Genomic DNA, 26,283 nt, shown 5'->3' with positions numbered 1-26,283 from the left:
GAGCAAGCTCTTATGAAGTCCGCTCGACTTGCATGTATTAGGCACGCCGCCAGCGTTCGTCCTGAGCCAGGATCAAACTCTCCATAAAAGTGTTTGATATAGCTCACTGTCACAAACGTGACGTTTTAAAACATTGACGAGATATCATGTATCTCATTTATTTCGCTTGGCTTTTTGTTCAGTTTTCAAAGAACTTTTTTGTTGCCACCTCAATGGCGACTTTTAAATCATAACACGATGCATCCTTGAAGTCAAACACTTTTTTCAAAAGATGAAATCGAAGTAATTCGTTGCATCAGTGCGTAAGGAATACTATAGCATGTCCATTTTTATTCGTCAACAATTACTAAAACTTTTTTTCTACCCCGTGTTACTTTATTAAATTTGGTAAAGAACCCACGAGGTAGCTACAATTTTTAATTAAGATGTTTATACTGTGGTGTTCTTATATATTTTGTACATTCTTTAGGTGATGCCACTCGGCGGTAGATTCCAAAAATGATTTGATACTTCTCTTCCATCGCTTTTTTTACGACGTTATCTATTCTTGGATCTGTTAAATCAAGAAGTAACTCTTCCATCTCTCTCTTTAGTAAATATTCTACTTCTTGCACTTCTTTCATGTTTAGTAAAAACCCAAGCATTTTTTTCCACCTCTGCCAATTAGTATAGGACTGTTTTAAAATTGTTTTCTAAAATCAGGAATTTTATTCATATCTTGTCCCTGAATGCATAGAGTTATTTTAGAGTAATTGGACAGGGAGGGGTTTGATGAAGTTCTTTTTCGTGTTAAACGGAAAGAAGTTAAAGCAATTATCCATTATTATTGTTGCTGCCTTTTTTACTGCTGGCATCCTATTTGTAGAAAGAAATGAAATCATGGTCTTTTCGACCTCAGATGGACCTCAAGCTTTTTATAAAGCAAAGACAGGTGAGAAAGTATTGTCCTTATCTTTTAATATCAGTTGGGGCGATCAACGAGCTATACCCATTCTTGATATATTAAAAGATAAAAATATCCAAGCTACATTTTTCCTTTCCGGATCCTGGGCTGAGCGTCATCCTGATATCGTCGAACGTATTGTCGAAGATGGTCATGAAATAGGAAATCATGGTTACCAATACGAAAAATATCCGTCGTGGGATGACGAGAAAATTAAAAAAGATATTCGTCGCGGCGGTCAAGTCTTAAGTGAGCTTACAAGCAAAAAGCCTGCCTTACTACGACCACCACACGGTCAGTTTGATAAGAGAGTCTTAACAATAGCCGATAAGCTTGATTATTCCATTGCCCATTGGAGTGTTAATTCTTATGATTGGCAAAACCCCGGAGTCGATAAGATTGTCGAACAAACATTAGATGCAACAGGAAAGGGAGATGTAATTCTTCTCCATGCATCTGACTCCGCCAAACAAACCCATAAAGCCTTACCTGTCATTATTGACCGTTTAAAGGGGAAAGGTTATACGTTTGTAACTGTAAGTGAATTAATAGCAAGTACAACTACTAAAAGTGAAGAAATAAAATAAAATAAAAAAGAAACAGTCCGGTTAAAGTAAAATGTACCCGACTGTTTCTTTTTTTCTATTTAGCTTGATTCCCGGTTAAACGATGTAATATTAACAATTGCCATGTATTCGCTGCTAGTAACGGTGCAAAGTAAATCCATAACCATTTAGGATCATTAACAGTTAACGCAGGAACCCATTCAATTGTTGTAACTACGACAATAAAAAATAACGCTGGAATAAATGCCCCTTGATTTGTATCTTTAGCTTTCAAATAAGCAACAATAAGACCGTATATGAGAAGTAGTACTGGCATTAAAACATAATGAAATACCGTTTCACCTTCTTGTACAAATGCAAGGTAACGAAGATATATTAAATCAAAAATTACAAAAGCAATTACGACAACTTGAACTTTGTTCCATAGCTTTGCTGTTTTAAATAAACCTAATCCTAGTCGATGAACGGTTAAATAAGCAAAGAACCCCATTTGACTGATTATACTAAAGGCAGCACTTATTCCTAACAACCAGATTAAACCAAAGAGAAAATTCATTGCCCCTTCTGCTGTATACACCGACCATTCAAGGGCAAGTCCTACTATTGCACCACTAATACTTCCTATTAATAGTGATGTAAAAAACAAATAAACAACTTTACGGCTATTCACGATGAACGCTCCTCCATCTTCTATTCTGCTTTATTGATTGTACCAATGACATTGTAAAAAATCTAGGTTATCCCTTTAAGATATGCATAAAATTTGTAGAAATATTGCATATTAATGACAAAATGATCGAAAGGAAGAGATTTATGGGGCGATTTTACAAACTCATCCTTATTCCTGCATTTTTTGTATTAATCGTTTCAGGGTGTGCACCAGCTGAAGGCAATAGTCAAGCTGCTCAGCCTGATTACGAAAGTACAAAAAAAATGATGGTCGATATGTTACAGACCGAGGAAGGAAAAAAGGCCATATCAGAAGCGATAACTGATGAAGAAGTTCAACAGAACCTTATTATGGAACAAGCTTTTGTTAAAGAAACGATTCAACAAACGTTAACTTCTGAAGAAGCAAGAGCATTCTGGGAAGATACGATGCAAGATCCTGAATTTGCCCAAGCATTAGCTGAAAGTTTAAAGAAAGAAACGGAAGAGATGCTTAAAAGTTTAATGAAAGACCCGGAATATCAAGCTATGATGATGGATATTCTTAAGGATCCAGAAATGGAAAAAGCAGCATTGGATTTAATGAGAACAAAAGAATACAGACAACAAGTGATGACAGTTATGGCTGAAGCTTTTGAAAGTCCATTCTTTGTTGCCAAGGTTAATCAAATTTTAGGTAAAGTGACAGCAGAACAATTACAAAAAGAAGCTGAACAGCAAGAAAAGCAAGAGGAAGAAGATGAAAGCGGCGAGGAAGGCTCCTAACCTGAAAATCGCTTTTTTGTAGCAATAGCGCTAGTTCCAGCGAAGTATCTTAAAGAAAAAGCAGTCCCAAAATAAGGGACTGCTTTTCTTATTGGTTACTTATGTTAATTTCTAAACGACATTTATTATCTTTCTACTTTATCAATCACACGATTGGCAATATCAGTGTAGATCTTTCCAATCGGATGGTTTTCGTCGTAGATGGACGGTGCAAAATCATCTTTATTAATCTCTGGTTGTCCTAGCGGGATTTGTCCTAATACTTCCGTCTTTAACTCTTCAGCTAAACGTTCCCCGCCGCCAGTACCAAATACATACTCTTTCTCACCTGTTACTTTACTTTCAAAGTATGCCATATTTTCAACTACACCGATAATTTCATGATTTGTTTTAATCGCCATTGCTCCAGCACGCGCCGCAACGAATGCAGCTGTAGCATGAGGTGTGGTAACGATAATTTCTTTTGAAAGTGGAAGCATCGTATGGACATCTAGAGCAACATCTCCTGTACCCGGCGGTAAGTCTAAAATTAAGTAATCAAGCTCACCCCACTCTACTTCACTAAAGAAATTATTAAGCATTTTTCCTAACATCGGCCCTCTCCAAATCACTGGAGCGTTATCTTCAACGAAGAAGCCCATAGAAATCACTTTAACCCCAAATCGTTCAACAGGGTAAATACGTTCTGCAATAACCTTAGGACGTTCCTCTACTCCCATCATGTCTGGAACACTAAAGCCGTAAATATCAGCATCGATAATCCCAACTTTTTTTCCTAGTCGAGCTAAAGTGGTTGCTAAGTTAACTGAAACCGTTGACTTCCCAACCCCACCTTTACCACTAGTTACCGCGATAAAAGTTGTGTTTTTAGATGTAAGCAGAGATGGAGCTTGTTTTTGTTCAACTCCACCGCGTTGTTGTAATTCTTGTTCTGTTAAGTTTTCAAAGCGAAGCCCTACTGATTCTGCTCCAGCTGATTTTAATACATTGACCATTTGTTGTTGAAGTTGCATCTGTTCAGCTGTTCCTGTTTTAGCGATGGCAATTTTTAAGCTTACATGATCATCCTTAATTTTAATTTCACGAATTGCATCGACTTCAACAATGGACTTATTTAAAAAAGGATCCACCACTGTTTTTAATGCACTTAATACTTTATCTTCTGTTAACAACGAGTACACCATCCTTTTTATGTAGATATGTTTAGTATAGCATAACTCGCATGAGGAATACGTTGATTACGCATACGCAAATTAGGAAGCTGGTACAGGTTCTTCTGAATAATATCTGAGTATTCCTTGGTATATTGAAGCAGCAACCTTCTGTTGATATTTTTCTTTCTCCAGTAACTTTGCTTCTTCTGGGTTAGAAAGGAAACCTACCTCGACAAGAACACCTGGAATTTGTGCTTGCTTAATGAGGTACACATTACCAATTGGCTTTGCGACTCGATGTGTATTCTCTAAATTTCTGCGAATTTCATCTTGAACAAATTTTGCAATATATTCATTTTCTTCTACTGTTCGATTGTAGAACGTTTGTGCGCCTTTCCATTTCGGCGATGGTATTGCGTTCAAATGAATACTGACAAACATATCTCCATCCGAACCATTAATTAATTCTACTCTACGTTTTAAATCCTGGACTTTACGGTGACGTATCTTTTTTATATCTGAATCTGCTAGGTCTCTATCTTCTTCTCGAGTCATTAAAACAAGTGCGCCCGCTTCTTGTAAATAATCTCTAAGATCGAGTGCAATTTCTAAGGTCACATCTTTTTCAAGTAAGCCGCTTTTGGATACTGCCCCGCCATCTGGTCCGCCATGTCCTGGGTCAAGTATGATTACCTTTCCAGACAAGGGGAGTTGCCAAGTTGACCATGAGTCATCACTAATAAATTGGTATTGCACAATAAAAAGTAACCCAACAACCGCTAGAGCGAATCCGCCCCCTTTAATCCACTTTTTCATTCCCTGTCCCTCCTACGTCCTCTTCCCTTTATTTATATTGGGACAAGGAGGAAAATATGAACAGAAACTTATATAGATTAATGAAGACGCATTCGATAACGTTTTGTTCCTTCTGTAAATCCTTTTTCCCACCACTTTTCTACAAATTGCTCTACTGCCAAATATAACGAATCTAATCCAATATCTCGATAGGTGTACCAAGCTTCAAGTATATAAAATAATTGTGTATAAATATCTTTTAGTTCATCTTCACAACGAAACCTTACATCTCGTAACAATTCACCGTAATACCCAAATCGACTAAATTCAGCCCCAATTAAAAATGAATCAATTGCTGCATCAATAATTGGATCAATTAAAAACGGCTCATATTGGAAATGGAACGGAAACAAAGGTTCAAAATGCTGCTGGGCATCTTTCTTAAGATCGTTTAACGATAATTGTCTTAATACTTTACGCTCAAACTTCCACCGCTTCTCACGCTGTTTTTCTGAGAATGTTGTGATTACTGTCATTAGAACCTCTCCTCAATACCTTTTTCATTAGTATCAAGAACTTCAATAATCCTCATGCGATGGAAATACCGTTGAATTTATCCAATTTGGTGACAAGACTGTTTTCGCAAGCCTTCAAGCAGAGCATGCAGGGCAAAGCATCCGCTTGGCTTACGGTCCAATAGCAAGGAGCTATTGACAATCCCTTATTTTTATTTTCTTTTATGAGTCAAATAGGCTGCTCTAACAGCGATTACCACTAAGATTATAATAAAAATCCAATACAGATAACTGAAAACTGTTTGTACATGAGCATTTTCGTTATCAGTTACCGGAGCTTCATGATTGTCTAATCCCTCTCTACTTTCCACTAAAATAACGGTCCCACCATCACTTCGACTTGGAAGTTGAACTGTTACTTCATTTCCGAAGACTTCATACACTTCATTTGAATATAAGTCCATAACGTTACCTTCAAAAGGTGCTTCAAATGAAATCTCACTCACTTCATCATTAGTGTTTAGGCCAACTAAAATAGACCGGTCATCATATGATCGTTCAAAAATGATAAAGCCTTCTTCATCACTTCCTGCTACTTGCGCCCGCGTACCTTTAGAAAATACTTCCGAATGATCTTTTCGAATATTTAATAGTTTTTTATAGTGAGCCAGTACTTCATTATCCTCTAGACCTTCCCAAGCCATATCATAGCGGTTGTCATAGTATGGGTAGTTATCTAAACCTGATAAGCCAAGTTCCTCACCGTAATAAATAACGGGTTGACCTTTTGCTGTAATTTGTAATGCTGCTCCGACCTTCAATTTGCCAATATCATGACGAACCAACTCTAAAAATCCAGCTTCATCATGACTTCCTAAAAATTGACCTAACGTTGCTGCATTACTTAACTGTGCATTTCTAACCTCTAAATTTTGTTGAACATTTTCTAATTGTCCGTTCGCAAAATTACGTGCCTCGTTTTTAAAATCAAAATCGAGTAATGAGTCCATCATTCCGGTATTAAGATACCCGTGGTCATCGTTAGGACCTGCTCCCCAAGACTCTCCAATTAATTTAAATTCAGGCATAATCCTCGTCAATTCATTTTTGAATGCCAGCCAAGTCGTATCTTCAACGTGCTTCACTGTATCAACGCGGAAGTAGTCGATGGTATTTCCATTAGGCGTTCTTGATTTTTCAATCCAATCAACTTGCCATTGGATAACTTGTTCGCGAACTGTAGGATCCTCAGTTAAGAAATCTGGTAAACCTGCTAGTTCACCTCGAACCGTACCTGTTCCACCATCACGAAGCATTCCTGCAAAACGATCTCTTTCTTCAGCTGTCGGGAAGAAAGGAATTTCATCTTCATAAACGGCATCAGCTTCTTTTAAGCCATAGCCTGTATGATTTAAAACGACATCAATCATAATTTTCATTCCGCGATCATGTGCTTCGTCAATTAATTCATGGAAATCGTCCATTGTTCCAAAGTGAGGGTTTAATTCTTCAAAATGACTTGCCCAATACCCGTGGTACCCATAATAAGGTGTATCTGGATGCTCATGTCGAACATCATACTTGATATTTTCTACGATTGGGCTAATCCAAATTGTGTTAATACCTAAATCATATAAATAGTCCAACCTGCTTGTTATTCCTTTAAAGTCTCCCCCTTGATAAGTCCCTCGTTGTTCAGTATTATAACCAATACCATATGGATCATTATTGGATGGATCTCCATCGAAAAAGCGATCCGTTAATAAAAAATAAATTCTAGCTTCATCCCAATCAAAATCTGCTTCACCAGTAAACGTCCTAGCAGCGACTTCAATATTTACTTCACCTGTATGTCGGTTCCCATATTGGTCAACGACAACAACCGGCAGCGATTTAACACCTGCGGTTATAGAGCGATCAATAGCGATCGAAACTTCTCTTAGATCGACATCAACAGCAACTTTTTCTCTTCCACCTACTTCGCTTAAATCAACATAGATTTCACGCAGTGTTAATTCTTCTTTACTCTCAATCGATAAAGTTAACACAGCATTCTGATTATAGTTAATGACTTCTGGATATGTTGACCCTTCTATTTCTAATTCAACTTCAACGACGTTCGTTTCTCCATTAGAAGACGATGTATCTATATCCGTTTCAGTCCCACTCACCGTTTCAAACGGTATTTCCCCACTCGTTACAAAAACTTTTGTAATCTGATCATTTTTATTTACATCAATAAATCGATCCTGTTCAACATCCTTTGTTGCAGTATCCCAATCATCTGTATCACGGAGAACAAATCCAACACGTTCTGTATAAGGACCTATCGTAATCGTAGCAATAGCTTTGCCATCTTCATATTCAGTAAAATCGATTTGATCATCTTTATATTCGGTATCCCAAACCCAGATGTTCCAACCCTCGTACTGTCCATCTTCTCTTTCATAAATAAAATAAATCTGGCGCTCCCCAGTATTATTCGTATTCTCTAAAGCACTTTCAAAGCTAGAATTAAATAAATGAGTTACATTATTTGTAGAGCCCGTCACTCTTTTTTCAGCTAGTACTAATGTAGAAGGCAAATAACTCGTAAACATACTCAAAACAAATATACATAATACAAAAATAGCCACATTCTTTTGGAAAAGTTTTTTCCCCATGTCGTCTACTCCTTTTGATTTAGATTAAAGTTATGAAAACGATTGCATAAATTACTATAAAATAAATCAGAAATCCAATATTTCCAATTAAACTCTAAGCGCAAACGCTATTCTTAATTATTCTACTGCCCTTACACTACTATAAAATTTTAAGTTTATCAATCGAATTTCACATCCTTAACAAACACTTTCATCCAATAGTGTCAAAAAAGATCCATGACTCCACCTGACATTGCTTCAATTGCATTTTTAATTAGGATAATCTTACTTTTTAATTAATCATTTATTAAATTATCTAGCTATAACTAGCCTAAAAGCGGAACCATAATCACAATCTAAAAGCACCTGAATTCGTCCAGGTGCTTTTAAAAGTTATATCTTATATTTCTAGCCCTGTAAGACCTATTTAAAATCACTCCAAGTCCCGTAAGATGGTTCAACTAAAGAAGTATTCAACCATACAGGCGAAAGATTGTTCGTTTGCTGTCGTTGACTACCGATTCTTGTAGCTATTCGTGCCAGTTGGATTGCTCTCCTAGCATCAATTCTGCCATAACGAATTGTTCCTCCTGAAACCGGTAGGATGGAAGCTCGCTGAATGATCGATCTAATGTCTCCATTACTTAACCCTGGATTCGTTGCCTTAATTAGTCCTGCTAGACCACTGATAAAAGAAGCAGCTTGTGATGTCCCTGATGCCACCTTATACCCCATCAAATCTCCTGACACCACAGGAAAGGTTGAGAGAATATCTTGACCCGGTGCAGCTACTTCAACCCATGAGCCATAGTTGGAGAATGGCGCAAGCTCGTTCCTCTGATTTGTAGCGGCTACGGCAAGAACTTGATTAAATGCTGCTGGATATTGAGCCATTTTTGAGGCGTTATTGCCTGCTGCTCCAACTAGTAATATGCCTTTTTGATGTGCATAATTGATCGCACTTCTCAGCGTATCGTTGCTCTCCGCTGCGCCAAAACTCATGTTAATGATATCGGCTCCTTGATTGGCAGCGTAAATAATCCCCTGGGCAACATTGCTGTGCGTCCCGCTACCTGTATCTCCTAAAACTTTTATATTCATAATACTGGATGAATTATAGCTCATCCCTGCAATTCCACTTCCGTTGTTCGTTGAGGCTGCAGCAATCCCTGCTATATGAGTTCCATGCCCATGAACATCATCTGCTGTTGAGGAGTTAGAGAAATTCGCATTATGAATCACCTTCCTCCTCAAGTCTGGATGGTTCCGGTTTACACCGGTATCAATGATGGCAATCCTTGCTGAGATAGGAGAAACACGTGCCAGCTCCCACGCTCCTTGTGCGTTAACATTTGTTAGACCCCATTGCTTTTCCAATAACGGGTCATTCGTTGTTATAGCTGAACTCTCAACTTGTTCTAACGAAGAATGCTCTGTCTGACTTGTAATCGGTTCAACTTGTATCCGGTGGTCCTCCTCCACAAACCGGACAGCTGTGGATGAAGCATATTTCGAAACACAGGATGTCAGCTCGTTGTTTGGTATCGTGACAACATGTATACCCAATTCTTTAATCTCATTAATTAGTTTCACGTTCATCTCTTTGTGCATCTTCAAACAACTAGACCTTCTTATTCCAGGCTTAAAGCATACTATGAGCTGCTTCATTGTACCCATGCATATCATCTCCTCTTTTGAAAAACTAATATTAATTTATTCAAACAAGGAAATGTACGAAGCGGTAGCTGTACTAGGAAGCTAAAAATATCAAAGTAAAAATAAATACTAAAAAAGACCCCCAAGCATAAATGCTTGAGAGCCTTGAAACGTAGATATATTAACGTTTTGAGAACTGAGGTGCACGACGTGCTGCTTTAAGACCGTATTTTTTACGTTCTTTCATACGTGCATCACGAGTTAAGAATCCAGCAGCTTTTAATGGCGCACGGTATTCTGGATCTACTTCTAGAAGCGCACGAGAAACTCCGTGACGGATTGCTCCCGCTTGTCCAGTATATCCACCACCAGTAACGTTAACAACAACATCGTATTGTCCAACTGCTCCTGTTTCTTGTAATGGTTGCTCAATAATTAGTTTTAATACTTCTTTGTTACCGAAGTATTCATTGAATTCACGATTATTAATAACGATACGACCGTCGCCTGGCACTAAACGAACACGTGCAACAGAGTGCTTACGGCGACCTGTACCATAATATTGTACTTGTGCCAAAGTAATACCCTCCCTATTAATTAACCACGAAGCTCATAAGCTTCTGGTTTTTGTGCTTGGTGCTTATGTTCGCTACCAGCGTAAACGTGTAATTTCATTCCTTGTTTACGTCCAAGTGTGTTCTTTGGAAGCATGCCTTTGATAGCAAGCTCTAACATACGCTCTGGCTTGTTTTGAAGCATTTCGCCAGCAGTCGTCTGCTTAAGTCCACCTGGATGATTTGTGTGACGGTAGTAAATTTTGTCTTGTAGTTTATTCCCTGTAAGAACGATTTTAGATGCATTGATGATGATTACGTGATCACCTGTATCTACATTCGGTGTAAAAATTGGTTTATGTTTACCACGAAGGATAGAGGCAACTTCACTTGAAAGACGACCTAATGTTTGGCCTTCTGCATCAACAACATACCATTTACGTTCAACTTCATTTGGCTTTGCCATAAATGTTGTACGCATGATTTTCCCTCCTATTTAAAGCTTTCATAATTTTAGTTTCATTTTTATGGTAATTGCATTGTCTATAATAACAAGCCTAAACAACCCGGGGCTAGTGGGTTTCATTTAGAAATACCATCTAACATCTTATAATATATAATAGCTAATGTCAACTACTTGTTACACGGGGATGAGTTGTTTTGTAAATTTATTTTCCTATTTCTTTTATTTACAGATATTCAATAACTCATACCTACTCATTGATAATCTACTTTCCATAAGTATAATCCGTGTCCTGGTGCTGTTTTACCAGCTGCCGTCCGATCTTTTGCTAGAATGAGATCGTTCATTTCATGAACTTCGCGCTTTCCCGTCCCTACCTCCAATAAAGTCCCGACAATAATCCGCACCATGTTATAAAGAAAGCCATTCCCGATAATGCTAATAATCAATTCGTCGTCTTGTTTTATAATATCAAGTTCATAAATGGTCCGAACTTTATCAACAACAGGAGAGCCAGCCGAACAAAAAGACGTGAAATCATGTGTTCCTAATAGAACTTGAGCAGCTTCTTTCATCTTTTGAACATTAAGCTCCTGTGGAAAATGATACGTATAATTTCGACGAAAAACATCCGGTACCTCACGACTTAACACACGGTAACGATATTCTTTTCGTATGACATGAAACCGCGCATGAAAATCAGCATCTACTTCAGCTACTTCATGGACCACAATATCATTTGGTAGATTGGCAGAAAGAGCTCGTCCCCACTTCTCTGCTGGAATATTGAGCGGTGTATCAAAGTGAATGACTTGTCCAACGGCGTGAACAGTTGCATCTGTCCTTCCAGAACCGTACACTTGAATGATTTCATTCTTATGAATTTTTTTGAGAGCTTTCTTTAACTCCCCTTGTACTGTCCTCGCTTGGGGTTGAATTTGAAACCCAGAAAACATCGTACCATCATACGAAATAATACATTTATACCGTCGCATGGACTCACCTCACCTTATGCTCTTAAGAAGAATAATCCCACACCAAAACAAATGACTACGATAACCATACTTGTGTCACGCAAGGACCAGCAGAGCTGCCGGATCTTTGTGCGTCCTTCACCGCCGCGATAGCCTCTTGCTTCCATCGCTAAAGCTAAATCTTCAGCACGTTTAAACGAACTAATAAACAGTGGAATAAGAAGGGGGATAAAAGCTTTCATCCGATCTTTAAGCGGACCGCTTGTAAAGTCAACACCACGAGCCATCTGTGCTTTTGCAATTTTCTCCGTCTCTTGTAAAAGCGTTGGAATAAATCGAAGAGAAATCGACATCATTAATGCTAATTCATGTGCGGGCAAGCCAAAGCGCTTAAATGGCGATAATATACTTTCTAGACCATCTGTTAAATCCATCGGTTTTGTCGTTAACGTTAGAAGTGAGGTAAAGATGACTAAAACAAGAAGTCGTATGGAAATAAAAACACCTTGTGTAATCCCAGACTCATAAATTTTGATCGGTCCCCAGTCAAAAACAAGTGAACCTTCTTTATTTAATAATAAATGGATAATGAGCGTAATAAGAACGAGTAATAGAATAGGTTTTAAACCTTTGTATATAAAACGAATAGGGACTTTTGATATAAGAATGGTAGCCAAACAAAAGCTTACGATTACCACATAAGACTCCCAGCTGTTCGCAAAGAAAACGATGATGACAAGTAAAAAAACAGCTAATAACTTTGCTCGTGGATCCAGACGATGCAAAATTGAATTGGCTTCTACATACTGACCTATTAAAATGTGTTGAAACATAGTGTCACCTTTTTTCAAGCATATACTGCTTAATAAATTGCGCGACTTGATCAACGGTAAACAAGTCACGAGGCATCGGTTGTTGAAAAACTTCTTCCAATTTACTCATAAAAGCTAATGTTTCTGGGACATCTAAACCAATTTCTTGAAGTTGATTATGATTTGAAAACACTTGATCAGGGCGACCTTTGGTGACAACTTCTCCTTGATTCATCACAATGATCTGATCGGCAAACAACGCTGCATCTTCCATATGATGCGTTACGAGTACCGTTGTGAGCTGATTTTCTTGGTGTAAACGATAAAACATATCCATAATTTCACGTCGACCTCTTGGGTCTAAACCAGCTGTAGGCTCATCTAATACAAGCACTTTAGGCTCTAAAGCAAGGACACCCGCAATCGCTACCCGGCGCTTTTGCCCACCGCTTAATTCAAAAGGAGAGCGCTGTAGAAGCTCTTCAGACAAACCAACAAGTGGCATAAGCATTTTCGCTCGCTGTTTGGCTACTCTTTCAGGTACACCAAAATTCAAAGGCCCAAAGATAATATCTTTTTCGACCGTTTCTTCAAACAATTGATGTTCAGGATATTGAAAAACAAGCCCAACATTTTTTCGAAGCGTCTTTAAGTCCTTTGGCTTTTGATTTGCATTGATCTCAGTATTTCCGATCTTAATTCGCCCTTGCGTTGGTCGAAGTAGACCATTTAAATGTTGAATTATCGTCGACTTCCCTGACCCCGTGTGACCGATAATCGCAGTATAAGAGCCTGTTGGAACTTGAAATGACACTTGTTTAAGAACTTCCTTTACAAAGGGGGTTCCTTGCATATACGTATGTCCTAACTGTTCAACTTTAATTTCCATAGTTCCTCCACTAGATCATCGATGGACAATGTCACTTGATTTAAGTTGATGCCCTCCTTCAATAACTGCCGCTGCAGTTTGACTGAGAATGGGACATCGAGGCTTTGATCAATCAGAAATTCTTCATCCGTTAATATTTCGTCAGGAGTACCGTCACGAACAATCTCTCCTTGATTCATGACAAGGATACGATCTGCTAGAGAAGCTTCTTCAATATCATGTGTAATCGAAATAACCGTCATATTCTCTGTTTCTCTTAAATGTAAAACAGTTTGTATGACTTCTTTTCTACCTTGAGGATCTAACATGGATGTCGACTCATCTAAAACGATTACAGAAGGCTGAATCGCTATAATACCGGCAATGGCTAATCTTTGTTTCTGCCCCCCGGAAAGTCGATGCGGCTCCTCCGATAATAGATAAGCAATCCCGACCTTTTCAGCACTATCGTAGATCCTATCTTCCATTTCTACCGTAGGTACGCCATTATTTTCAAGGCCAAAAGCAATATCATCTTTGACTGTCGTTCCTACTAACTGATTTTCAGGGTTTTGAAAAACGAGTCCGACATACTTACGAATATCCCACATCTTATCTTCGTTTCTCGTATCCATCCCATTTATGAATACTTCTCCCTCTTGAGGAATAAGTAAGCCATTGAAAAAACGAGACAGTGTTGACTTGCCTGATCCATTATGGCCAATGATGGCAACCCAATCTCCCTTTTTTACAGTTAATGATATTTTTTTTAATACTTTTTCACCATCAGCATCATACTTATAGGTAAGGTCCTTAATCTTGATTGGATCGACCATGATCATCACCCTAACGTTCTCTCTATATAAAAAAAGGGCTGTGAGTGAGAGCAATTAGCTCACAACCTGTCACGCCCTTTGTCGTCAAATATATATGATGTATCAGAAATTAAACTAGCTCAATAATTGCCATTGGTGCACCATCACCACGGCGAGGACCTACTTTAAGGATACGAGTGTATCCACCTTGACGCTCTTCATAACGAGGAGCGATATCAGCGAAAAGCTTTTGAATTGCATCTTCACCTGACTCTTCATTAGCTACTTCACGACGTACGAAAGATGCTACTTGACGACGTGCGTGAAGGTCACCACGTTTACCAAGAGTGATCATCTTTTCAATGATAGGGCGAAGTTCCTTAGCTTTTGCTTCAGTAGTTTCAATTCTCTCGTTGATAATTAAATCTGTAACTAAATCACGGAATAATGCTTTACGACCAGCACTATCACGACCTAATTTTGCATATGCCATGTCTGTTTCCCTCCTTTGTAACGCTTATATGATTGCCTAAACAGGCACGACGATTTATGGTAAAACACAAGAAAAACAGAGAACAGCACAGTGCTAAGCTTTCCCTAGAACCTACTCTTCTTTACGAAGACCTAAGCCTAATTCAGCAAGCTTTTCTTGGACCTCTTCAAGAGATTTGCGTCCAAGATTACGTACTTTCATCATGTCTTCTTCTGTTTTGTGTGTTAATTCTTGAACGGTATTAATACCAGCACGCTTTAAGCAGTTGTAAGAACGAACAGAAAGATCAAGCTCTTCAATCGTCATTTCAAGCACTTTTTCTTTTTGATCCTCTTCTTTTTCAACCATAATTTCAGCATTTTGTGCTTGATCTGTAAGACCGACAAAAATGTTTAAGTGCTCAGTTAAGATCTTTGCACCTAACGATACTGCCTCTTCTGGACGAATGCTTCCATCAGTCCATACATCTAAGGTGAGTTTGTCATAGTTGGTAATTTGACCGACACGTGTATTTTCGACTTGATAATTCACTCGAGATACAGGTGTGTAGATTGAATCAATTGGGATAACTCCAATTGGTTGATCTTCAGACTTATTATCTTCAGCAAGAACATAACCACGTCCACGTTTAGCAGTTAAACGCATATGTAGTCTAGCACCTTTAGATAAAGTCGCAATATGAAGATCAGGGTTTAATACGTCTACATCACTATCATGTGTTAGGTCACCTGCTGTAATAACACCTTCACCTTGTGTATCAATTTCTAAAACCTTCTCTTCATCCGAGTAGATTTTAAGAGCAAGTTGTTTCAAGCTAAGAATGATAGTAGTCACATCTTCTACTACACCTTCGATAGTAGAGAATTCATGTAATACCCCATCAATCTGTACACTCGTTACAGCAGCTCCTGGTAAAGAGGATAAGAGGATACGACGTAAGGAGTTCCCTAAAGTTGTTCCATACCCACGTTCAAGTGGCTCAACTACGAACTTCCCGTATTTAGCATCTTCGCTAACTTCAATCGTTTCAATATTTGGCTTTTCTATTTCAATCATTCAACAAACCCTCCTTCAAAACGTCGAACTCCGGTTGACCCGTAAGGATTGCCTAACCGGCTTCCCCATTAGGCAGTTCCCATACGCATTACCATAGTTAATAAAAGCAAGAACCGTTTCCTAGGGAAAATCTCGTCTTAACCATTATTAACACTTTTAGGAAATCTATACAAGAAATTGGATTTCTTTTATTAAACTCTACGACGTTTTGGTGGACGGCAACCATTATGAGGAACAGGCGTAACGTCACGGATCATGCTAACTTCTAATCCTACTGCTTGAAGAGAACGAATAGCTGCTTCACGACCTGCACCAGGACCTTTAACAGTTACTTCGAGCGTTTTCATGCCGTTTTCCATTGCTGTTTTACCAGCGGCTTCAGCAGCCATTTGTGCAGCAAATGGAGTAGATTTACGTGAACCTTTAAATCCTAGGTTTCCAGCACTAGCCCATGAAATTGCGTTTCCATGTACATCAGTAATCGTAACAATCGTATTGTTGAAAGTTGACTTAATGTGTGCTACACCACTTTCAACGTTTTTACGTTGACGACGTTTTGTACGTGTATTAGTCTTTTTAGCCATGTTTTAACCTAACCTCCTTTACTATTTCTTCTTATTAGCTACTGTACGACGTGGACCTTTACGCGTACGAGCATTGTTTTTCGTGTTTTGTCCGCGAACTGGTAGACCACGACGATGACGGATACCACGGTAGCAACCGATCTCGATCAGACGCTTAATGTTTAAAGAGATTTCACGACGAAGATCCCCTTCTACTCGATAAGCATCCATTACTTCACGAATTTTACCTAACTCATCTTCAGTTAAATCACGAACTCGTGTATCTTCTGATACGCCAGCTTTTTCTAGGATTTCAGATGAAAGTTTTCTTCCGATTCCATAGATGTATGTTAAGGACACTACTACTCGTTTGTCACGAGGAATGTCAACACCTGATATACGTGCCATGAATTACAGCACCTCCTTGTTATTAGCCTTGTTTTTGTTTATGCTTAGGGTTTTCACAAATTACCATAACTGTACCTTTTCTACGAATAACTTTACATTTTTCGCAGATCGGTTTGACTGATGGTCTGACCTTCATTATATTTACCTCCTTATATTACGGAGTGCTCGTATCAAGCTCTCATTTGAGCATAGTAAACTATATCTAAACCGACAAATACCTAAGGATTATTTATAACGATATGTGATTCGGCCACGCGTTAAATCATATGGAGATAATTCAACAGTCACTTTATCACCTGGTAAGATGCGGATAAAGTGCATACGAATTTTACCTGATACATGAGCCAATACTTTATGACCATTTTCTAACTCGACACGGAACATTGCATTTGGTAGTGGCTCAATTACGGTACCTTCAACTTCAATTACATCCTCTTTCGCCATGAATTTACTCTCCTTCCTTCAGTAAATGATATTGTTCTAAGAACTTTTGTATCGCAAACCGCAGCTTGGCATTGGTAACACGACCAGTTTCATTAATGCTAGTTTTCACTTCTTCTGAGATGTAATCTATGACTTTTAGGTGTTGGACATTCTTTTTTTTTGCTTTATCGTATTTGCGATAATCACCATCAGCAATCAGTACATAGCGATGATCTATTATACCAACTACTACACAAAACCGTTCCCGATCACGACCTCTTATTACTTCAACGATCTGACCAATAACTGGTAGCGATTCAGGATCATTCATCTTCCATCACCTTCATAATTACACTTTTGTCAGTATTTCATACCCAGTTTCTGTGATAGCAATCGTATGCTCAAAGTGTGCACAGTTTTTTCTATCGGTAGTTACTACAGTCCAATTATCCGCTAGAGTTCGTACAAAACGAGTTCCCGCGTTGACCATTGGTTCAATTGCAAGGACCATTCCAGGTTTTAAGCGAGGACCTTTACCCGGAGGACCGTAGTGTGGAATTTGTGGATCTTCGTGTAAGTTTTGACCGACACCATGACCTACATATTCTCTTACTACTGAATATCCATGCGCTTCAACATAAGTTTGTATCGCGTGTGAGATATTCGAAAGTCTTTCTCCTGGTTTAGCTTCCTCTAACCCTTTGTATAAAGATGTTTCGGTTACATCCATTAGTTTCTGGTCACTTTCAGCAATTTCACCGACAGCATATGTCCATGCAGAGTCACCATGATATCCATTGTATTGAGCACCTATATCAATACTAATAATATCTCCAGCCTTGAGAATACGTTTCCCTGGTATACCATGCACCAACTCTTCATTTACTGAAGCACAGATACTACCTGTAAATCCATTGTAACCTTTAAAGGATGGTACCGCATCATAGGAACGAATCAATTTCTCGGCAATGTTATCTAATTCCTTGGTAGTAATACCAGGTTGGATATGCTTTTTTAGCTCCTGATGTGTGAGGGCAACGATCTTGCCCGCCTCGCGCATAATGGCGATCTCACGTTCAGTCTTACAAATAATCATGCATTTATTCCTTTCAGAAGTTGGTCAATGTTTTCAAACACTTGCCCAATCTCTTGTAACCCATCGATATCACGAAGTACACCTTTTTCTGAGTAGAAATCAAGAAGTGGTTTACTTTGTTTAATATTAACTTCAAGGCGTTTCTTTACCGTTTCTGGTTTATCATCATCTCTTTGAATCAATTGGCTACCGTCAACGTCACAGATCCCTTCAACCTTTGGAGGATTGAATATAACATGATATGTTCTCCCCGATGTAGGTGAAACTCTTCTTCCCGTAAGTCGATCCATAAGAATGCCTTCTGGAACATCGATATTAATAACAAAATCAATTTTTCTTTCGAGAGATGATAGCATCCCATCTAAAGCTTCTGCTTGAGCAACTGTCCGTGGAAATCCATCTAATAGAAACCCTTTTTCGCAGTCTGCTTGGCTTAAACGCTCACGAACAATACCGATAGTAACTTCATCAGGTACTAATTCGCCTGCATCCATAAATGACTTTGCTTTCATACCTAGTTCAGTTTCATTCTTAATTGCTGCACGGAACATATCTCCTGTAGAGATGTGTGGAATTCCATAGTTCTCAACAATTTTTTCTGCTTGAGTACCTTTCCCAGCACCCGGAAGCCCCATTAATATTAAATTCATTTTCTTCCCCTCCATTACCGAATTGATAACTATAACACTAAGGGAAACAGTCTTTCCCTTAGTTTCTAGTTACTTTATGAATCCTTTGTAATGACGTTTGATTAACTGACTCTCAATTTGTTTCATCGTATCTAATGCTACACCAACGACAATTAATAATCCAGTTCCGCCAATTTGGATCGCGGCAGGTAATCCCATGAATGTAGTAAAGAAGACTGGAATAATTGAGACAACAGCTAAGAATAATGCTCCAACTAGTGTCAGTCGATACAGGATACGTGTAATATATTCCTGCGTCGTCTTTCCTGGTCGTATACCCGGGATATAACCGCCTTGCTTCTTCAGATTGTCCGCCAATTGCTCAGGATTAACCTGAATAAACGTATAGAAATAAGTAAATCCAATGATGAGCAATGCATAAAGTATCATACCGTACGGGTTATTAATATCAAAAATAGTTGTAACCCAATGAGCTACTGTATTTTCACCACCAAAGAAACCAGCGATCGTTGGTGGAAACATAAATAATGATAAAGCAAAGATGACAGGAATAACCCCAGCTGCATTTACCTTAAGTGGTAGATGCGTTGACTGTCCGCCAACAGGACTTCTCCCAACAAGACGCTTCGCATATTGAACTGGTACTTTACGTAAAGCCTGTTGAACATAGATTACTCCTACGATAATAGCAAGGACTGCCAGAAGTAACAGTAATACTGTAACAATACTTAAAAACAGTTGTTCACCAGCATTTTCAATTTGGATAGCATAGATTTGGTTTACTGCATTTGGAATACCTGCAGCTATACCTGCAAAGATAATGATCGATATACCGTTACCGACTCCTTTTGCAGTAATTTGTTCACCTAGCCACATTAGAAATGCTGTTCCAGCCGTAAGTACGAGTGCAATAAATAAATAGGTAGGAACAGTTGGGTTAGGAATTAACCCCGGGAAAATCGTATTGAAACCAATAGACATCCCTAGTGCTTGAATAAAACCTAACACAATTGTTCCATAACGAGTGACTTGAGCCAATTTCCGACGACCTGCTTCACCCTGTTTTGCCCATTCTGCAAACTTAGGCACTACATCCATTTGAAGTAACTGTACAACAATGGACGCGGTGATATACGGCATAATTCCCATTGCAAAAATCGAAAAGTTACCTAATGCTCCACCACCAAATGTATTTAAAAATCCAAAAGCATTGGCTTGATCATAGAAATTTAATACATCTTTATTCGAACCCGGTACAGGAATAAATGTACCAATCCGAAAGACAATAAGCATTAATAGTGTAAAAATAACCTTTCGTCTTAAGTCACCAACGCGCATAATGTTGGAGATCGTCCGGAACATTAAATCACCTCAGTTTTTCCGCCAGCAGCTTCGATAGCTTCTACAGCAGTAGCAGAGAACTTATTAGCTTTAACTGTAAGTTGCTTCTCAAGCTTGCCGTTACCAAGGATCTTAATACCATGCTTAACGTTCTTAACTACACCAGTTTCGATTAATAGCTCAGGTGTAACTTCAGTGCCTGCATCAAAACGGTTTAACGTCTCAAGGTTTACAATCGTAAACTCTTTGCGAGTAGGGTTTGTAAATCCTCGTTTTGGTAAACGACGGAAGATTGGGTTTTGCCCACCTTCAAAGCCTGGACGAACGCCACCACCTGAACGGGAGTTTTGTCCTTTGTGTCCACGACCAGCTGTTTTACCGTTACCAGAACCGATACCACGTCCAACGCGGTTACGTACCTTGCGAGACCCTTCTGCAGGTTTCAACTCATGAAGTTTCATGTTGCCACCTCCTCTTAAGTAAGTTTCAATTACGCATCGATTTCTTTAACTGTTACTAAATGTGCTACTTTATTAACCATACCACGAATAGCAGCGTTATCTTGTTGCACTACAGTTTGATGCATCTTGCGTAAGCCTAAAGTTTTTACAGTAATACGTTGGTCCTCAGGACGTCCGATAACACTTCTAGTGAGGGTAATCTCTAACTTTTTAGCCACGTCTTTTCCCTCCTTATCCTAGCAGTTCTTCTACTGATTTACCACGTAATTTAGCTACCTCTTCAGCGCGCTTAAGATCTTTAAGACCTTCAATAGTTGCACGAACCATATTAATAGGATTGTTAGATCCTAATGATTTAGATAAAATATCACCTACACCAGCTAGCTCTAGTACTGCACGTACAGGTCCACCAGCGATAACCCCAGTACCCTCTGATGCTGGCTTAAGTAATACTCGTCCTGCACCGAAGTGACCTAAGATCTCGTGTGGAATTGTTGTACCAACTACAGGTACTTCAATTAAGTTCTTCTTTGCATCTTCAATAGCTTTACGAATTGCTTCAGGAACTTCTTGAGCTTTACCCATTCCAAAGCCGACATGACCGTTCTTATCACCAACAACGACTAATGCAGCAAAACGGAAACGACGTCCACCTTTTACTACTTTAGCTACGCGGTTAACGGCAACAACTTTTTCTTCAAGCTCCAACGTATTTGCATCGATACGCATTTAGTTTCCCTCCTTTTTACATTAAAATTGTAATCCAGCTTCACGAGCTGCATCAGCTAATACTTGAACACGTCCGTGATATAAGTAACCGCCACGGTCGAATACAATAGTCTTGTGCCCATTTTCAACTGCACGCTTAGCTACAAGTTCTCCAACAGCTTTTGCTGCTTCTTTATTTCCACCGTTCTCTAAGTTAAGTTCTTTATCTAAACTTGACGCAGAAGCTAATGTTACACCGTTCACATCATCAATTAGCTGTGCGTAAATGTGTTTAGAAGAACGGAAAACATTTAAACGTGGACGTTCAGGAGTACCTGTGATCGTGCGACGAACGTGAGCATGTCTTTTCTTACGCGCCAAATTTTTGTCAGGCTTCGTAATCATTGAACGTCATTCCTTTCCGTTAACTATTTATTATTTACCAGTTTTACCTTCTTTACGACGTACATATTCACCTTCATAACGGATTCCTTTTCCTTTATAAGGCTCAGGTAAACGTACAGAACGAATGTTAGCTGCGATAGCACCTACACGCTCTTTATCGATACCTTTAACAAGTACTTTTGTATTAGAAGGAACTTCGATTTCGATACCTTGTTCAGGCTCGATTTCTACTGGGTGAGAGTAACCTACGTTTAATACTAATTTTGAACCAGATTTAGTTGCACGGTAACCTACCCCGATTAACTCTAGTCCCTTTTCGTATCCTTTTGTTACACCTTGAACCATGTTGCTGATGATACTACGAGTCGTTCCGTGTAAAGAGCGGTGTTCCTTGTTATCACTTGGACGTTCGATAACAATTTGGTTCTCCTCTACTTTTACATCCATTTCTGGGTGTACATTACGGCTAAGTTCACCTTTAGGTCCTTTAACCGTAATTACGTTGTTGTTAAGAGTAACTGTTACTCCAGTTGGAACTTCAATTGGTTTCTTACCAATACGTGACATATCTTACACCTCCAATCTTACCTTTATTGATTACCAAACGTAAGCTAAGACTTCTCCGCCTACTTGTTGTTGACGTGCATCTTTATCTGTCATAATACCTTTAGATGTTGAAACGATAGCAATACCTAATCCGCCTAATACGCGTGGTACTTCCGTAGCTTTTGCGTAAACACGAAGTCCAGGCTTACTGATACGTTTTAATCCAGTAATTACTCGCTCGTTGTTTGCACCGTATTTCAAGAAGATACGAATAACACCTTGCTTGTTATCTTCGATATATTCAAAGTCACGGATGAAACCTTCACGCTTTAAAATTTCAGCGATTTGTTTTTTGATGTTAGAAGCAGGTACTTCTAATTTCTCGTGACGAACTACGTTCGCATTACGGATGCGAGTTAGCAAATCTGCAACAGGATCTGTCATGACCATCTATATTACCTCCTTCCCATTTAAGGGTTTACCAGCTAGCTTTTTTAACGCCAGGAATTTGACCTTTATAAGCAAGTTCTCTAAAGCAAATACGGCATAATTTAAACTTTCTCATTACAGAATGCGGGCGTCCGCAACGTTCGCAGCGAGTGTACTCTTGTACTTTGTACTTCTGCTGGCGCTTCTGTTTTGCGATCATTGATTTCTTCGCCAAAGTTTTCCCTCCTCTTCGGCTTAGCCGATTATTTTTGGAATGGCATTCCCATTTGTGTTAATAACTCACGAGCTTCTTCATCCGTGTTTGCAGTCGTTACAATAACGATATCCATACCACGTACTTTATCAACTTTATCATAATCAATTTCAGGGAAGATTAATTGTTCTTTCACACCAAGTGTATAGTTCCCACGACCATCGAAAGCTTTTTTCGAAATTCCACGGAAGTCACGTACACGTGGTAATGAAACTCTAATTAACTTGTCTAAGAAATCGTACATGCGCTCACCGCGTAGTGTAACTTTCGCACCAATTGGCATACCTTCACGTAACTTAAATCCTGCGATTGATTTTTTTGCTTTTGTAATTAACGGCTTTTGACCAGCGATTTGAGTTAATTCTTCAACAGCTTTGTCTAAAGCTTTAGGGTTAGCAACAGCATCACCGACACCCATGTTAATGACGATTTTTTCTACTTTAGGAACTCCCATTACTGATGGGTAGTTAAACTTCTCAACTAAAGAAGATACGATCTCACTGTTATACTTCTCTTTTAAACGAGTCATACGATTGACCTCCTTTCAACACTGACTACTTATCTAGTGCTTCGCCAGATTTTTTCGCAATACGTACTTTTTTACCTTCTTCTACTTTATAACCAATACGAGTTGGTTCGCCCGTTTTAGGGTCAATAATCATTACATTAGAAACGTGAATTGCAGCTTCTTTGCTTACAATTCCACCCTGAGGGTTATCTTGAGAAGGTTTAGCATGTTTTTTTACAATGTTAACACCTTCAACAAGTACACGGTCCTTCTTAGGGAATGCTTCTAAAATAACGCCTTGTTTACCTTTATCTTTACCAGATATCACTTTTACTGTGTCACCTTTTTTAACGTGCATGTAATCATCGCACCTCCTTATAAAAGGGATGATATATATTATAGTACTTCCGGAGCTAAAGAAACGATTTTCATAAATTGCTTTTCACGAAGCTCACGTGCAACTGGTCCGAAGATACGAGTTCCACGAGGACCTTTATCATCACGTACAATTACCGCTGCGTTTTCATCAAATTTAATGTAAGATCCGTCTGTACGACGTACGCCGCTCTTAGAACGAACGATAACCGCCTTAACAACGTCACCTTTCTTGACAACGCCACCTGGTGTTGCTTGTTTTACAGAACAAACGATAATGTCACCAACATTAGCAGTTTTACGACCTGAACCACCTAAAACTTTAATACATAGAACTTCACGAGCTCCAGAGTTGTCAGCAACTTTTAAACGACTCTCCTGTTGAATCATGCGATCTTACCTCCCTTCAGGTTAAAAAGAATAAGTTAGATAATAACTGCTTCTTCTACTACTTCTACTAAACGGAAGCGTTTGTCTTTAGATAATGGACGAGTCTCCATAACCTTAACAATATCGCCAACTTTAGCTGTGTTTTCTTCATCATGGGCTTTTAACTTTTTAGAGTACTTTACGCGTTTCCCATATAAACGATCTTTCTTATATGTCTCAACTAATACACTAATTGTTTTGTCCATTTTATCTGAAACTACGCGTCCGATGTACACTTTGCGTTGGTTGCGTTCCATTTATGCAAACCTCCTCTCAAATTAGCCGTTGTTAATCCCAAGTTCTCTCTCATGCAATACTGTTTTTGCACGAGCAATTGCCTTACGAACTTCACGAATGCGGGTTGGATTATCCAACTGGCCAGTCGCTAATTGAAAGCGAAGGTTGAATAATTCTTCTTTAAGTGACTTCGTTTTTTGTTCAATTTCAGATGTCGTTAGGTTACGAAGGTCATTAGCTTTCATTTGCGTCACCACCCACTTCTTCGCGTTTTACAAATTTACATTTAACAGGTAACTTGTGAGAAGCTAAACGTAATGCTTCACGTGCTACCTCTTCAGATACTCCAGAAATCTCAAACATAACTTTCCCTGGTTTAACTACCGCTACCCATCCTTCAGGAGCACCTTTACCAGAACCCATTCGAACCTCTAAAGGCTTTGCAGTGTAAGGTTTAGAAGGGAAAATTTTAATCCAAACTTTACCGCCACGTTTCATGTAACGTGTCATTGCAATACGAGCTGCTTCAATTTGACGGTTAGTAATCCATGAAGCTTCTACTGCTTGTAAACCATATTCACCAAAGTGAACTTCCGTTCCGCCTTTAGCACGACCACGCATTTTACCACGGTGTTCACGACGGTATTTTACACGTTTTGGCAATAACATAATTATTTGCCCCCTTCCTCTTTTTTGGTTCCTTTCGTTGGAAGGACTTCACCACGATAAATCCAGATCTTAACGCCTAATTTACCGTAAGTTGTATCTGCTTCTGCAGTGCCATAATCAATGTCTGCACGAAGCGTGTGAAGTGGAACAGTACCTTCGCTATAGTGTTCTCCACGAGCGATATCAGCGCCACCTAGACGACCTGATACTTGTGTTTTAATACCCTTAGCACCTGCACGCATAGTACGTTGTAGTGCTTGCTTCATTGCACGACGGAAAGAAACACGGTTCTCTAATTGACGAGCAATGTTTTCTGCTACTAATTTAGCATCTAAATCAGCGTTTTTAATTTCAAAGATATTTATATGAACTCTTTTACCAGTTAGTTCATTTAAAGCTTTACGAAGTGCTTCTACTTCAGAACCACCTTTACCGATAACCATTCCAGGCTTAGCCGTATGAACAGTTACATTTACACGGTTTGCAGCACGTTCGATTTCGATCTTAGATACAGAAGCATCTTTTAAACGTTTTTCGATATACTCACGAATTTTAATATCTTCGTGTAGTAAGTCTGCATAGTCCTTTTCAGCGTACCATCTTGACTCCCAGTCGCGAATGACACCGACACGAAGTCCTATCGGATTGACTTTTTGACCCACGCTTATCCCTCCTTCTTTTCTGAAACAACGATTGTAATATGGCTTGTGCGCTTGTTAATACGGCTAGCGCGACCCATAGCACGTGGACGGAAGCGTTTCAAAGTAACGCCTTCATCAACGAATACTTCACTGATATATAAGTTATTTGGTTCCATTTCATAATTGTGCTCTGCGTTTGCGATTGCAGAATTTAAAAGCTTTTCTACAATTGGAGAAGCAGCTTTTGGTGTATGGCGCAGGATAGCGATTGCTTCACCGACTTGCTTACCTCGGATTAAGTCCACAACTAGACGAACTTTTCGAGGAGCCACACGCACTTGTTTAGCTACAGCTTTAGCTTGTTGCATTGTCAAGGACCT

General features: G+C 39.0%; 40 protein-coding genes and 1 rRNA gene. 2 read left to right on the top strand and 39 right to left on the bottom strand.

The annotated features are described in order from the left end of the window. Both ACNSTQ_RS18150 and ACNSTQ_RS18145 read right to left on the bottom strand, forming a co-directional pair. A 16S ribosomal RNA gene (locus ACNSTQ_RS18150) occupies positions 1 to 88 on the bottom strand; the annotation flags it as partial. A gap of 328 nt (positions 89 to 416) precedes the next feature. Further along, entirely contained in the window at positions 417 to 644 is a 228-nt protein-coding gene (locus tag ACNSTQ_RS18145) for a hypothetical protein (protein ID WP_418201212.1), read from the bottom strand. A 127-nt stretch (positions 645 to 771) separates the two neighbouring features. Between ACNSTQ_RS18145 and pdaB the strand changes: the two genes are divergently transcribed. After that, the gene (pdaB, locus tag ACNSTQ_RS18140) at positions 772 to 1,530 is read left to right on the top strand and encodes a polysaccharide deacetylase family sporulation protein PdaB (RefSeq protein ID WP_418201211.1); all 759 of its coding nucleotides are present in this window, start codon (positions 772 to 774) and stop codon (positions 1,528 to 1,530) included. Between the two features lie 55 nt (positions 1,531 to 1,585). Here pdaB and ACNSTQ_RS18135 read toward each other — a convergent pair whose 3' ends face one another. Further along, positions 1,586 to 2,179: a KinB-signaling pathway activation protein gene (locus tag ACNSTQ_RS18135; RefSeq protein ID WP_418201210.1), complete on the bottom strand. Its 594-nt coding sequence runs from the start codon at positions 2,177 to 2,179 to the stop codon at positions 1,586 to 1,588. Positions 2,180 to 2,322: 143 nt separating this feature from the next. On the opposite strand from ACNSTQ_RS18135, the gene gerD reads away from it, so the two are divergent. Continuing rightward, positions 2,323 to 2,943: a spore germination lipoprotein GerD gene (gene gerD / locus ACNSTQ_RS18130; RefSeq protein WP_418201209.1), complete on the top strand. Its 621-nt coding sequence runs from the start codon at positions 2,323 to 2,325 to the stop codon at positions 2,941 to 2,943. A 125-nt stretch (positions 2,944 to 3,068) separates the two neighbouring features. Here gerD and ACNSTQ_RS18125 read toward each other — a convergent pair whose 3' ends face one another. The 36 genes from ACNSTQ_RS18125 to rplV all read right to left on the bottom strand — a co-directional run bounded on the left by ACNSTQ_RS18125 (position 3,069) and on the right by rplV (position 26,271). Further along, a complete protein-coding gene (locus tag ACNSTQ_RS18125) occupies positions 3,069 to 4,115 on the bottom strand; it encodes a P-loop NTPase (RefSeq protein ID WP_418201208.1) in 1,047 nt (348 codons plus the stop codon). Between the two features lie 81 nt (positions 4,116 to 4,196). Beyond that, positions 4,197 to 4,913, bottom strand: a complete 717-nt coding sequence (gene cwlD, locus ACNSTQ_RS18120; RefSeq protein ID WP_418201207.1) for an N-acetylmuramoyl-L-alanine amidase CwlD — start codon at positions 4,911 to 4,913, stop codon at positions 4,197 to 4,199. A 77-nt stretch (positions 4,914 to 4,990) separates the two neighbouring features. Next, a complete protein-coding gene (locus ACNSTQ_RS18115) occupies positions 4,991 to 5,428 on the bottom strand; it encodes a DUF2521 family protein (protein ID WP_418201206.1) in 438 nt (145 codons plus the stop codon). A gap of 191 nt (positions 5,429 to 5,619) precedes the next feature. After that, a complete protein-coding gene (locus tag ACNSTQ_RS18110; protein WP_418201205.1) occupies positions 5,620 to 8,070 on the bottom strand; it encodes an alpha-amylase family glycosyl hydrolase in 2,451 nt (816 codons plus the stop codon). A gap of 402 nt (positions 8,071 to 8,472) precedes the next feature. Next, positions 8,473 to 9,717 carry a S8 family peptidase gene (locus tag ACNSTQ_RS18105; RefSeq protein ID WP_418201213.1) on the bottom strand — a complete coding sequence of 415 codons (1,245 nt, stop codon included), beginning with the start codon at positions 9,715 to 9,717 and terminating at the stop codon, positions 8,473 to 8,475. 169 nt (positions 9,718 to 9,886) lie between these two features. Beyond that, positions 9,887 to 10,282, bottom strand: a complete 396-nt coding sequence (gene rpsI / locus ACNSTQ_RS18100) for a 30S ribosomal protein S9 (protein WP_418201204.1) — start codon at positions 10,280 to 10,282, stop codon at positions 9,887 to 9,889. A gap of 20 nt (positions 10,283 to 10,302) precedes the next feature. Continuing rightward, complete coding sequence (gene rplM, locus ACNSTQ_RS18095) at positions 10,303 to 10,740, bottom strand: 50S ribosomal protein L13 (protein WP_275120382.1); 438 nt, start codon at positions 10,738 to 10,740, stop codon at positions 10,303 to 10,305. A gap of 236 nt (positions 10,741 to 10,976) precedes the next feature. Then, positions 10,977 to 11,717: a tRNA pseudouridine(38-40) synthase TruA gene (gene truA, locus ACNSTQ_RS18090; protein WP_418201203.1), complete on the bottom strand. Its 741-nt coding sequence runs from the start codon at positions 11,715 to 11,717 to the stop codon at positions 10,977 to 10,979. A gap of 14 nt (positions 11,718 to 11,731) precedes the next feature. Continuing rightward, positions 11,732 to 12,529: an energy-coupling factor transporter transmembrane component T family protein gene (locus ACNSTQ_RS18085; RefSeq protein ID WP_418201202.1), complete on the bottom strand. Its 798-nt coding sequence runs from the start codon at positions 12,527 to 12,529 to the stop codon at positions 11,732 to 11,734. 4 nt (positions 12,530 to 12,533) lie between these two features. After that, on the bottom strand, positions 12,534 to 13,397 hold the full coding sequence (locus tag ACNSTQ_RS18080; protein WP_418201201.1) for an energy-coupling factor ABC transporter ATP-binding protein: 864 nt from the start codon (positions 13,395 to 13,397) through the stop codon (positions 12,534 to 12,536). Beyond that, on the bottom strand, positions 13,373 to 14,212 hold the full coding sequence (locus ACNSTQ_RS18075; protein ID WP_418201200.1) for an energy-coupling factor transporter ATPase: 840 nt from the start codon (positions 14,210 to 14,212) through the stop codon (positions 13,373 to 13,375). Before ACNSTQ_RS18075 ends, ACNSTQ_RS18080 begins: the two co-directional genes overlap by 25 nt. A gap of 109 nt (positions 14,213 to 14,321) precedes the next feature. Beyond that, positions 14,322 to 14,684 carry a 50S ribosomal protein L17 gene (gene rplQ, locus ACNSTQ_RS18070; protein ID WP_418201199.1) on the bottom strand — a complete coding sequence of 121 codons (363 nt, stop codon included), beginning with the start codon at positions 14,682 to 14,684 and terminating at the stop codon, positions 14,322 to 14,324. 111 nt (positions 14,685 to 14,795) lie between these two features. Beyond that, positions 14,796 to 15,740 (bottom strand): DNA-directed RNA polymerase subunit alpha, encoded by a 945-nt coding sequence (locus ACNSTQ_RS18065; protein WP_275120376.1) that lies wholly within the window; start codon positions 15,738 to 15,740, stop codon positions 14,796 to 14,798. A gap of 191 nt (positions 15,741 to 15,931) precedes the next feature. Beyond that, positions 15,932 to 16,324: a 30S ribosomal protein S11 gene (gene rpsK, locus ACNSTQ_RS18060; RefSeq protein WP_275120375.1), complete on the bottom strand. Its 393-nt coding sequence runs from the start codon at positions 16,322 to 16,324 to the stop codon at positions 15,932 to 15,934. Positions 16,325 to 16,345: 21 nt separating this feature from the next. Next, on the bottom strand, positions 16,346 to 16,711 hold the full coding sequence (gene rpsM, locus ACNSTQ_RS18055; RefSeq protein WP_418201198.1) for a 30S ribosomal protein S13: 366 nt from the start codon (positions 16,709 to 16,711) through the stop codon (positions 16,346 to 16,348). 22 nt (positions 16,712 to 16,733) lie between these two features. Beyond that, positions 16,734 to 16,847: a 50S ribosomal protein L36 gene (rpmJ, locus tag ACNSTQ_RS18050; protein ID WP_003322638.1), complete on the bottom strand. Its 114-nt coding sequence runs from the start codon at positions 16,845 to 16,847 to the stop codon at positions 16,734 to 16,736. 89 nt (positions 16,848 to 16,936) lie between these two features. Continuing rightward, a complete protein-coding gene (gene infA / locus ACNSTQ_RS18045; RefSeq protein WP_003322635.1) occupies positions 16,937 to 17,155 on the bottom strand; it encodes a translation initiation factor IF-1 in 219 nt (72 codons plus the stop codon). 4 nt (positions 17,156 to 17,159) lie between these two features. Next, positions 17,160 to 17,465, bottom strand: a complete 306-nt coding sequence (locus tag ACNSTQ_RS18040; RefSeq protein WP_418201197.1) for an RNA-binding protein — start codon at positions 17,463 to 17,465, stop codon at positions 17,160 to 17,162. Positions 17,466 to 17,483: 18 nt separating this feature from the next. After that, positions 17,484 to 18,230: a type I methionyl aminopeptidase gene (gene map, locus ACNSTQ_RS18035; protein WP_418201196.1), complete on the bottom strand. Its 747-nt coding sequence runs from the start codon at positions 18,228 to 18,230 to the stop codon at positions 17,484 to 17,486. Next, a complete protein-coding gene (locus tag ACNSTQ_RS18030) occupies positions 18,227 to 18,880 on the bottom strand; it encodes an adenylate kinase (protein WP_418201195.1) in 654 nt (217 codons plus the stop codon). Before ACNSTQ_RS18030 ends, map begins: the two co-directional genes overlap by 4 nt. Positions 18,881 to 18,949: 69 nt before the next feature. Beyond that, positions 18,950 to 20,242, bottom strand: coding sequence for a preprotein translocase subunit SecY (gene secY / locus ACNSTQ_RS18025; protein WP_418201194.1), 1,293 nt, complete (start codon positions 20,240 to 20,242; stop codon positions 18,950 to 18,952). After that, positions 20,242 to 20,682 (bottom strand): 50S ribosomal protein L15, encoded by a 441-nt coding sequence (rplO, locus tag ACNSTQ_RS18020; protein ID WP_418201193.1) that lies wholly within the window; start codon positions 20,680 to 20,682, stop codon positions 20,242 to 20,244. Before rplO ends, secY begins: the two co-directional genes overlap by 1 nt. Before the next feature lie 29 nt (positions 20,683 to 20,711). Continuing rightward, positions 20,712 to 20,900, bottom strand: a complete 189-nt coding sequence (rpmD, locus tag ACNSTQ_RS18015) for a 50S ribosomal protein L30 (RefSeq protein ID WP_275120368.1) — start codon at positions 20,898 to 20,900, stop codon at positions 20,712 to 20,714. A 13-nt stretch (positions 20,901 to 20,913) separates the two neighbouring features. Then, positions 20,914 to 21,411 (bottom strand): 30S ribosomal protein S5, encoded by a 498-nt coding sequence (rpsE, locus tag ACNSTQ_RS18010; protein ID WP_418201192.1) that lies wholly within the window; start codon positions 21,409 to 21,411, stop codon positions 20,914 to 20,916. Positions 21,412 to 21,432: 21 nt separating this feature from the next. Then, complete coding sequence (gene rplR, locus ACNSTQ_RS18005; protein WP_275120366.1) at positions 21,433 to 21,795, bottom strand: 50S ribosomal protein L18; 363 nt, start codon at positions 21,793 to 21,795, stop codon at positions 21,433 to 21,435. 30 nt (positions 21,796 to 21,825) lie between these two features. Further along, positions 21,826 to 22,362 (bottom strand): 50S ribosomal protein L6, encoded by a 537-nt coding sequence (gene rplF, locus ACNSTQ_RS18000; RefSeq protein WP_418201191.1) that lies wholly within the window; start codon positions 22,360 to 22,362, stop codon positions 21,826 to 21,828. Between the two features lie 30 nt (positions 22,363 to 22,392). Continuing rightward, positions 22,393 to 22,791: a 30S ribosomal protein S8 gene (gene rpsH, locus ACNSTQ_RS17995; RefSeq protein ID WP_209125326.1), complete on the bottom strand. Its 399-nt coding sequence runs from the start codon at positions 22,789 to 22,791 to the stop codon at positions 22,393 to 22,395. 28 nt (positions 22,792 to 22,819) lie between these two features. Continuing rightward, positions 22,820 to 23,005, bottom strand: a complete 186-nt coding sequence (locus ACNSTQ_RS17990; protein WP_075388582.1) for a type Z 30S ribosomal protein S14 — start codon at positions 23,003 to 23,005, stop codon at positions 22,820 to 22,822. A 28-nt stretch (positions 23,006 to 23,033) separates the two neighbouring features. Further along, positions 23,034 to 23,573 (bottom strand): 50S ribosomal protein L5, encoded by a 540-nt coding sequence (gene rplE / locus ACNSTQ_RS17985; RefSeq protein ID WP_418201190.1) that lies wholly within the window; start codon positions 23,571 to 23,573, stop codon positions 23,034 to 23,036. Positions 23,574 to 23,598: 25 nt separating this feature from the next. Next, a complete protein-coding gene (gene rplX / locus ACNSTQ_RS17980; RefSeq protein ID WP_418201189.1) occupies positions 23,599 to 23,910 on the bottom strand; it encodes a 50S ribosomal protein L24 in 312 nt (103 codons plus the stop codon). A 38-nt stretch (positions 23,911 to 23,948) separates the two neighbouring features. Continuing rightward, on the bottom strand, positions 23,949 to 24,317 hold the full coding sequence (gene rplN, locus ACNSTQ_RS17975) for a 50S ribosomal protein L14 (RefSeq protein ID WP_209125324.1): 369 nt from the start codon (positions 24,315 to 24,317) through the stop codon (positions 23,949 to 23,951). Positions 24,318 to 24,352: 35 nt separating this feature from the next. Then, a complete protein-coding gene (gene rpsQ, locus ACNSTQ_RS17970; protein ID WP_418201188.1) occupies positions 24,353 to 24,613 on the bottom strand; it encodes a 30S ribosomal protein S17 in 261 nt (86 codons plus the stop codon). 21 nt (positions 24,614 to 24,634) lie between these two features. Beyond that, positions 24,635 to 24,838, bottom strand: coding sequence for a 50S ribosomal protein L29 (gene rpmC / locus ACNSTQ_RS17965; protein WP_418201187.1), 204 nt, complete (start codon positions 24,836 to 24,838; stop codon positions 24,635 to 24,637). Continuing rightward, a complete protein-coding gene (rplP, locus tag ACNSTQ_RS17960) occupies positions 24,828 to 25,262 on the bottom strand; it encodes a 50S ribosomal protein L16 (RefSeq protein WP_418201186.1) in 435 nt (144 codons plus the stop codon). Before rplP ends, rpmC begins: the two co-directional genes overlap by 11 nt. A 2-nt stretch (positions 25,263 to 25,264) precedes the next feature. Next, positions 25,265 to 25,924 carry a 30S ribosomal protein S3 gene (rpsC, locus tag ACNSTQ_RS17955; protein WP_418201185.1) on the bottom strand — a complete coding sequence of 220 codons (660 nt, stop codon included), beginning with the start codon at positions 25,922 to 25,924 and terminating at the stop codon, positions 25,265 to 25,267. A gap of 2 nt (positions 25,925 to 25,926) precedes the next feature. Next, positions 25,927 to 26,271 (bottom strand): 50S ribosomal protein L22, encoded by a 345-nt coding sequence (gene rplV / locus ACNSTQ_RS17950; protein ID WP_418201184.1) that lies wholly within the window; start codon positions 26,269 to 26,271, stop codon positions 25,927 to 25,929. Positions 26,272 to 26,283 lie beyond the last annotated feature (12 nt).

Source organism: Alkalihalobacterium sp. APHAB7 (assembly GCF_048323755.1).
Classification (GTDB): Bacteria; Bacillota; Bacilli; order Bacillales; family Bacillaceae_F; genus Alkalihalobacterium.
This window is presented reverse-complemented; position numbering and strand designations above follow the sequence as displayed.

Excerpts from the sequence above, each read along its gene's own strand:
- rplV (WP_418201184.1), bottom strand. The coding sequence starts at position 26,271 with ATGCAACAAGCTAAAGCTGTAGCTAAACAAGTGCGTGTGGCTCCTCGA.
- map (WP_418201196.1), bottom strand. The coding sequence starts at position 18,230 with ATGATTATTTGTAAGACTGAACGTGAGATCGCCATTATGCGCGAGGCG.
- rpsM (WP_418201198.1), bottom strand. The coding sequence starts at position 16,711 with ATGGCACGTATATCAGGTGTTGACATTCCTCGTGACAAACGAGTAGTA.
- rpsH (WP_209125326.1), bottom strand. The coding sequence starts at position 22,791 with ATGGTCATGACAGATCCTGTTGCAGATTTGCTAACTCGCATCCGTAAT.
- ACNSTQ_RS18105 (WP_418201213.1), bottom strand. The coding sequence starts at position 9,717 with ATGAAGCAGCTCATAGTATGCTTTAAGCCTGGAATAAGAAGGTCTAGT.
- secY (WP_418201194.1), bottom strand. The coding sequence starts at position 20,242 with ATGTTCCGGACGATCTCCAACATTATGCGCGTTGGTGACTTAAGACGA.
- rplP (WP_418201186.1), bottom strand. The coding sequence starts at position 25,262 with ATGTTATTGCCAAAACGTGTAAAATACCGTCGTGAACACCGTGGTAAA.
- ACNSTQ_RS18145 (WP_418201212.1), bottom strand. The coding sequence starts at position 644 with ATGCTTGGGTTTTTACTAAACATGAAAGAAGTGCAAGAAGTAGAATAT.
- ACNSTQ_RS18075 (WP_418201200.1), bottom strand. The coding sequence starts at position 14,212 with ATGGTCGATCCAATCAAGATTAAGGACCTTACCTATAAGTATGATGCT.
- cwlD (WP_418201207.1), bottom strand. The coding sequence starts at position 4,913 with ATGAAAAAGTGGATTAAAGGGGGCGGATTCGCTCTAGCGGTTGTTGGG.
- rpmC (WP_418201187.1), bottom strand. The coding sequence starts at position 24,838 with ATGAAAGCTAATGACCTTCGTAACCTAACGACATCTGAAATTGAACAA.
- rplN (WP_209125324.1), bottom strand. The coding sequence starts at position 24,317 with ATGATTCAACAGGAGAGTCGTTTAAAAGTTGCTGACAACTCTGGAGCT.
- ACNSTQ_RS18080 (WP_418201201.1), bottom strand. The coding sequence starts at position 13,397 with ATGGAAATTAAAGTTGAACAGTTAGGACATACGTATATGCAAGGAACC.
- truA (WP_418201203.1), bottom strand. The coding sequence starts at position 11,717 with ATGCGACGGTATAAATGTATTATTTCGTATGATGGTACGATGTTTTCT.
- rplM (WP_275120382.1), bottom strand. The coding sequence starts at position 10,740 with ATGCGTACAACATTTATGGCAAAGCCAAATGAAGTTGAACGTAAATGG.
- rplR (WP_275120366.1), bottom strand. The coding sequence starts at position 21,795 with ATGATTACGAAGCCTGACAAAAATTTGGCGCGTAAGAAAAGACATGCT.
- rpsQ (WP_418201188.1), bottom strand. The coding sequence starts at position 24,613 with ATGGAACGCAACCAACGCAAAGTGTACATCGGACGCGTAGTTTCAGAT.
- ACNSTQ_RS18110 (WP_418201205.1), bottom strand. The coding sequence starts at position 8,070 with ATGGGGAAAAAACTTTTCCAAAAGAATGTGGCTATTTTTGTATTATGT.
- ACNSTQ_RS18115 (WP_418201206.1), bottom strand. The coding sequence starts at position 5,428 with ATGACAGTAATCACAACATTCTCAGAAAAACAGCGTGAGAAGCGGTGG.
- rpsK (WP_275120375.1), bottom strand. The coding sequence starts at position 16,324 with ATGGCTAAAAAGACTAATACACGTACAAAACGTCGTCAACGTAAAAAC.
- pdaB (WP_418201211.1), top strand. The coding sequence starts at position 772 with ATGAAGTTCTTTTTCGTGTTAAACGGAAAGAAGTTAAAGCAATTATCC.
- gerD (WP_418201209.1), top strand. The coding sequence starts at position 2,323 with ATGGGGCGATTTTACAAACTCATCCTTATTCCTGCATTTTTTGTATTA.
- ACNSTQ_RS18030 (WP_418201195.1), bottom strand. The coding sequence starts at position 18,880 with ATGAATTTAATATTAATGGGGCTTCCGGGTGCTGGGAAAGGTACTCAA.
- rplX (WP_418201189.1), bottom strand. The coding sequence starts at position 23,910 with ATGCACGTTAAAAAAGGTGACACAGTAAAAGTGATATCTGGTAAAGAT.
- ACNSTQ_RS18065 (WP_275120376.1), bottom strand. The coding sequence starts at position 15,740 with ATGATTGAAATAGAAAAGCCAAATATTGAAACGATTGAAGTTAGCGAA.
- ACNSTQ_RS18040 (WP_418201197.1), bottom strand. The coding sequence starts at position 17,465 with ATGAATGATCCTGAATCGCTACCAGTTATTGGTCAGATCGTTGAAGTA.
- rplF (WP_418201191.1), bottom strand. The coding sequence starts at position 22,362 with ATGTCACGTATTGGTAAGAAACCAATTGAAGTTCCAACTGGAGTAACA.
- ACNSTQ_RS18085 (WP_418201202.1), bottom strand. The coding sequence starts at position 12,529 with ATGTTTCAACACATTTTAATAGGTCAGTATGTAGAAGCCAATTCAATT.
- infA (WP_003322635.1), bottom strand. The coding sequence starts at position 17,155 with ATGGCGAAAGAGGATGTAATTGAAGTTGAAGGTACCGTAATTGAGCCA.
- rplE (WP_418201190.1), bottom strand. The coding sequence starts at position 23,573 with ATGACTCGTTTAAAAGAGAAGTATAACAGTGAGATCGTATCTTCTTTA.
- rplQ (WP_418201199.1), bottom strand. The coding sequence starts at position 14,684 with ATGGCATATGCAAAATTAGGTCGTGATAGTGCTGGTCGTAAAGCATTA.
- rpsE (WP_418201192.1), bottom strand. The coding sequence starts at position 21,411 with ATGCGTATCGATGCAAATACGTTGGAGCTTGAAGAAAAAGTTGTTGCC.
- rpmJ (WP_003322638.1), bottom strand. The coding sequence starts at position 16,847 with ATGAAGGTCAGACCATCAGTCAAACCGATCTGCGAAAAATGTAAAGTT.
- rplO (WP_418201193.1), bottom strand. The coding sequence starts at position 20,682 with ATGAAACTTCATGAGTTGAAACCTGCAGAAGGGTCTCGCAAGGTACGT.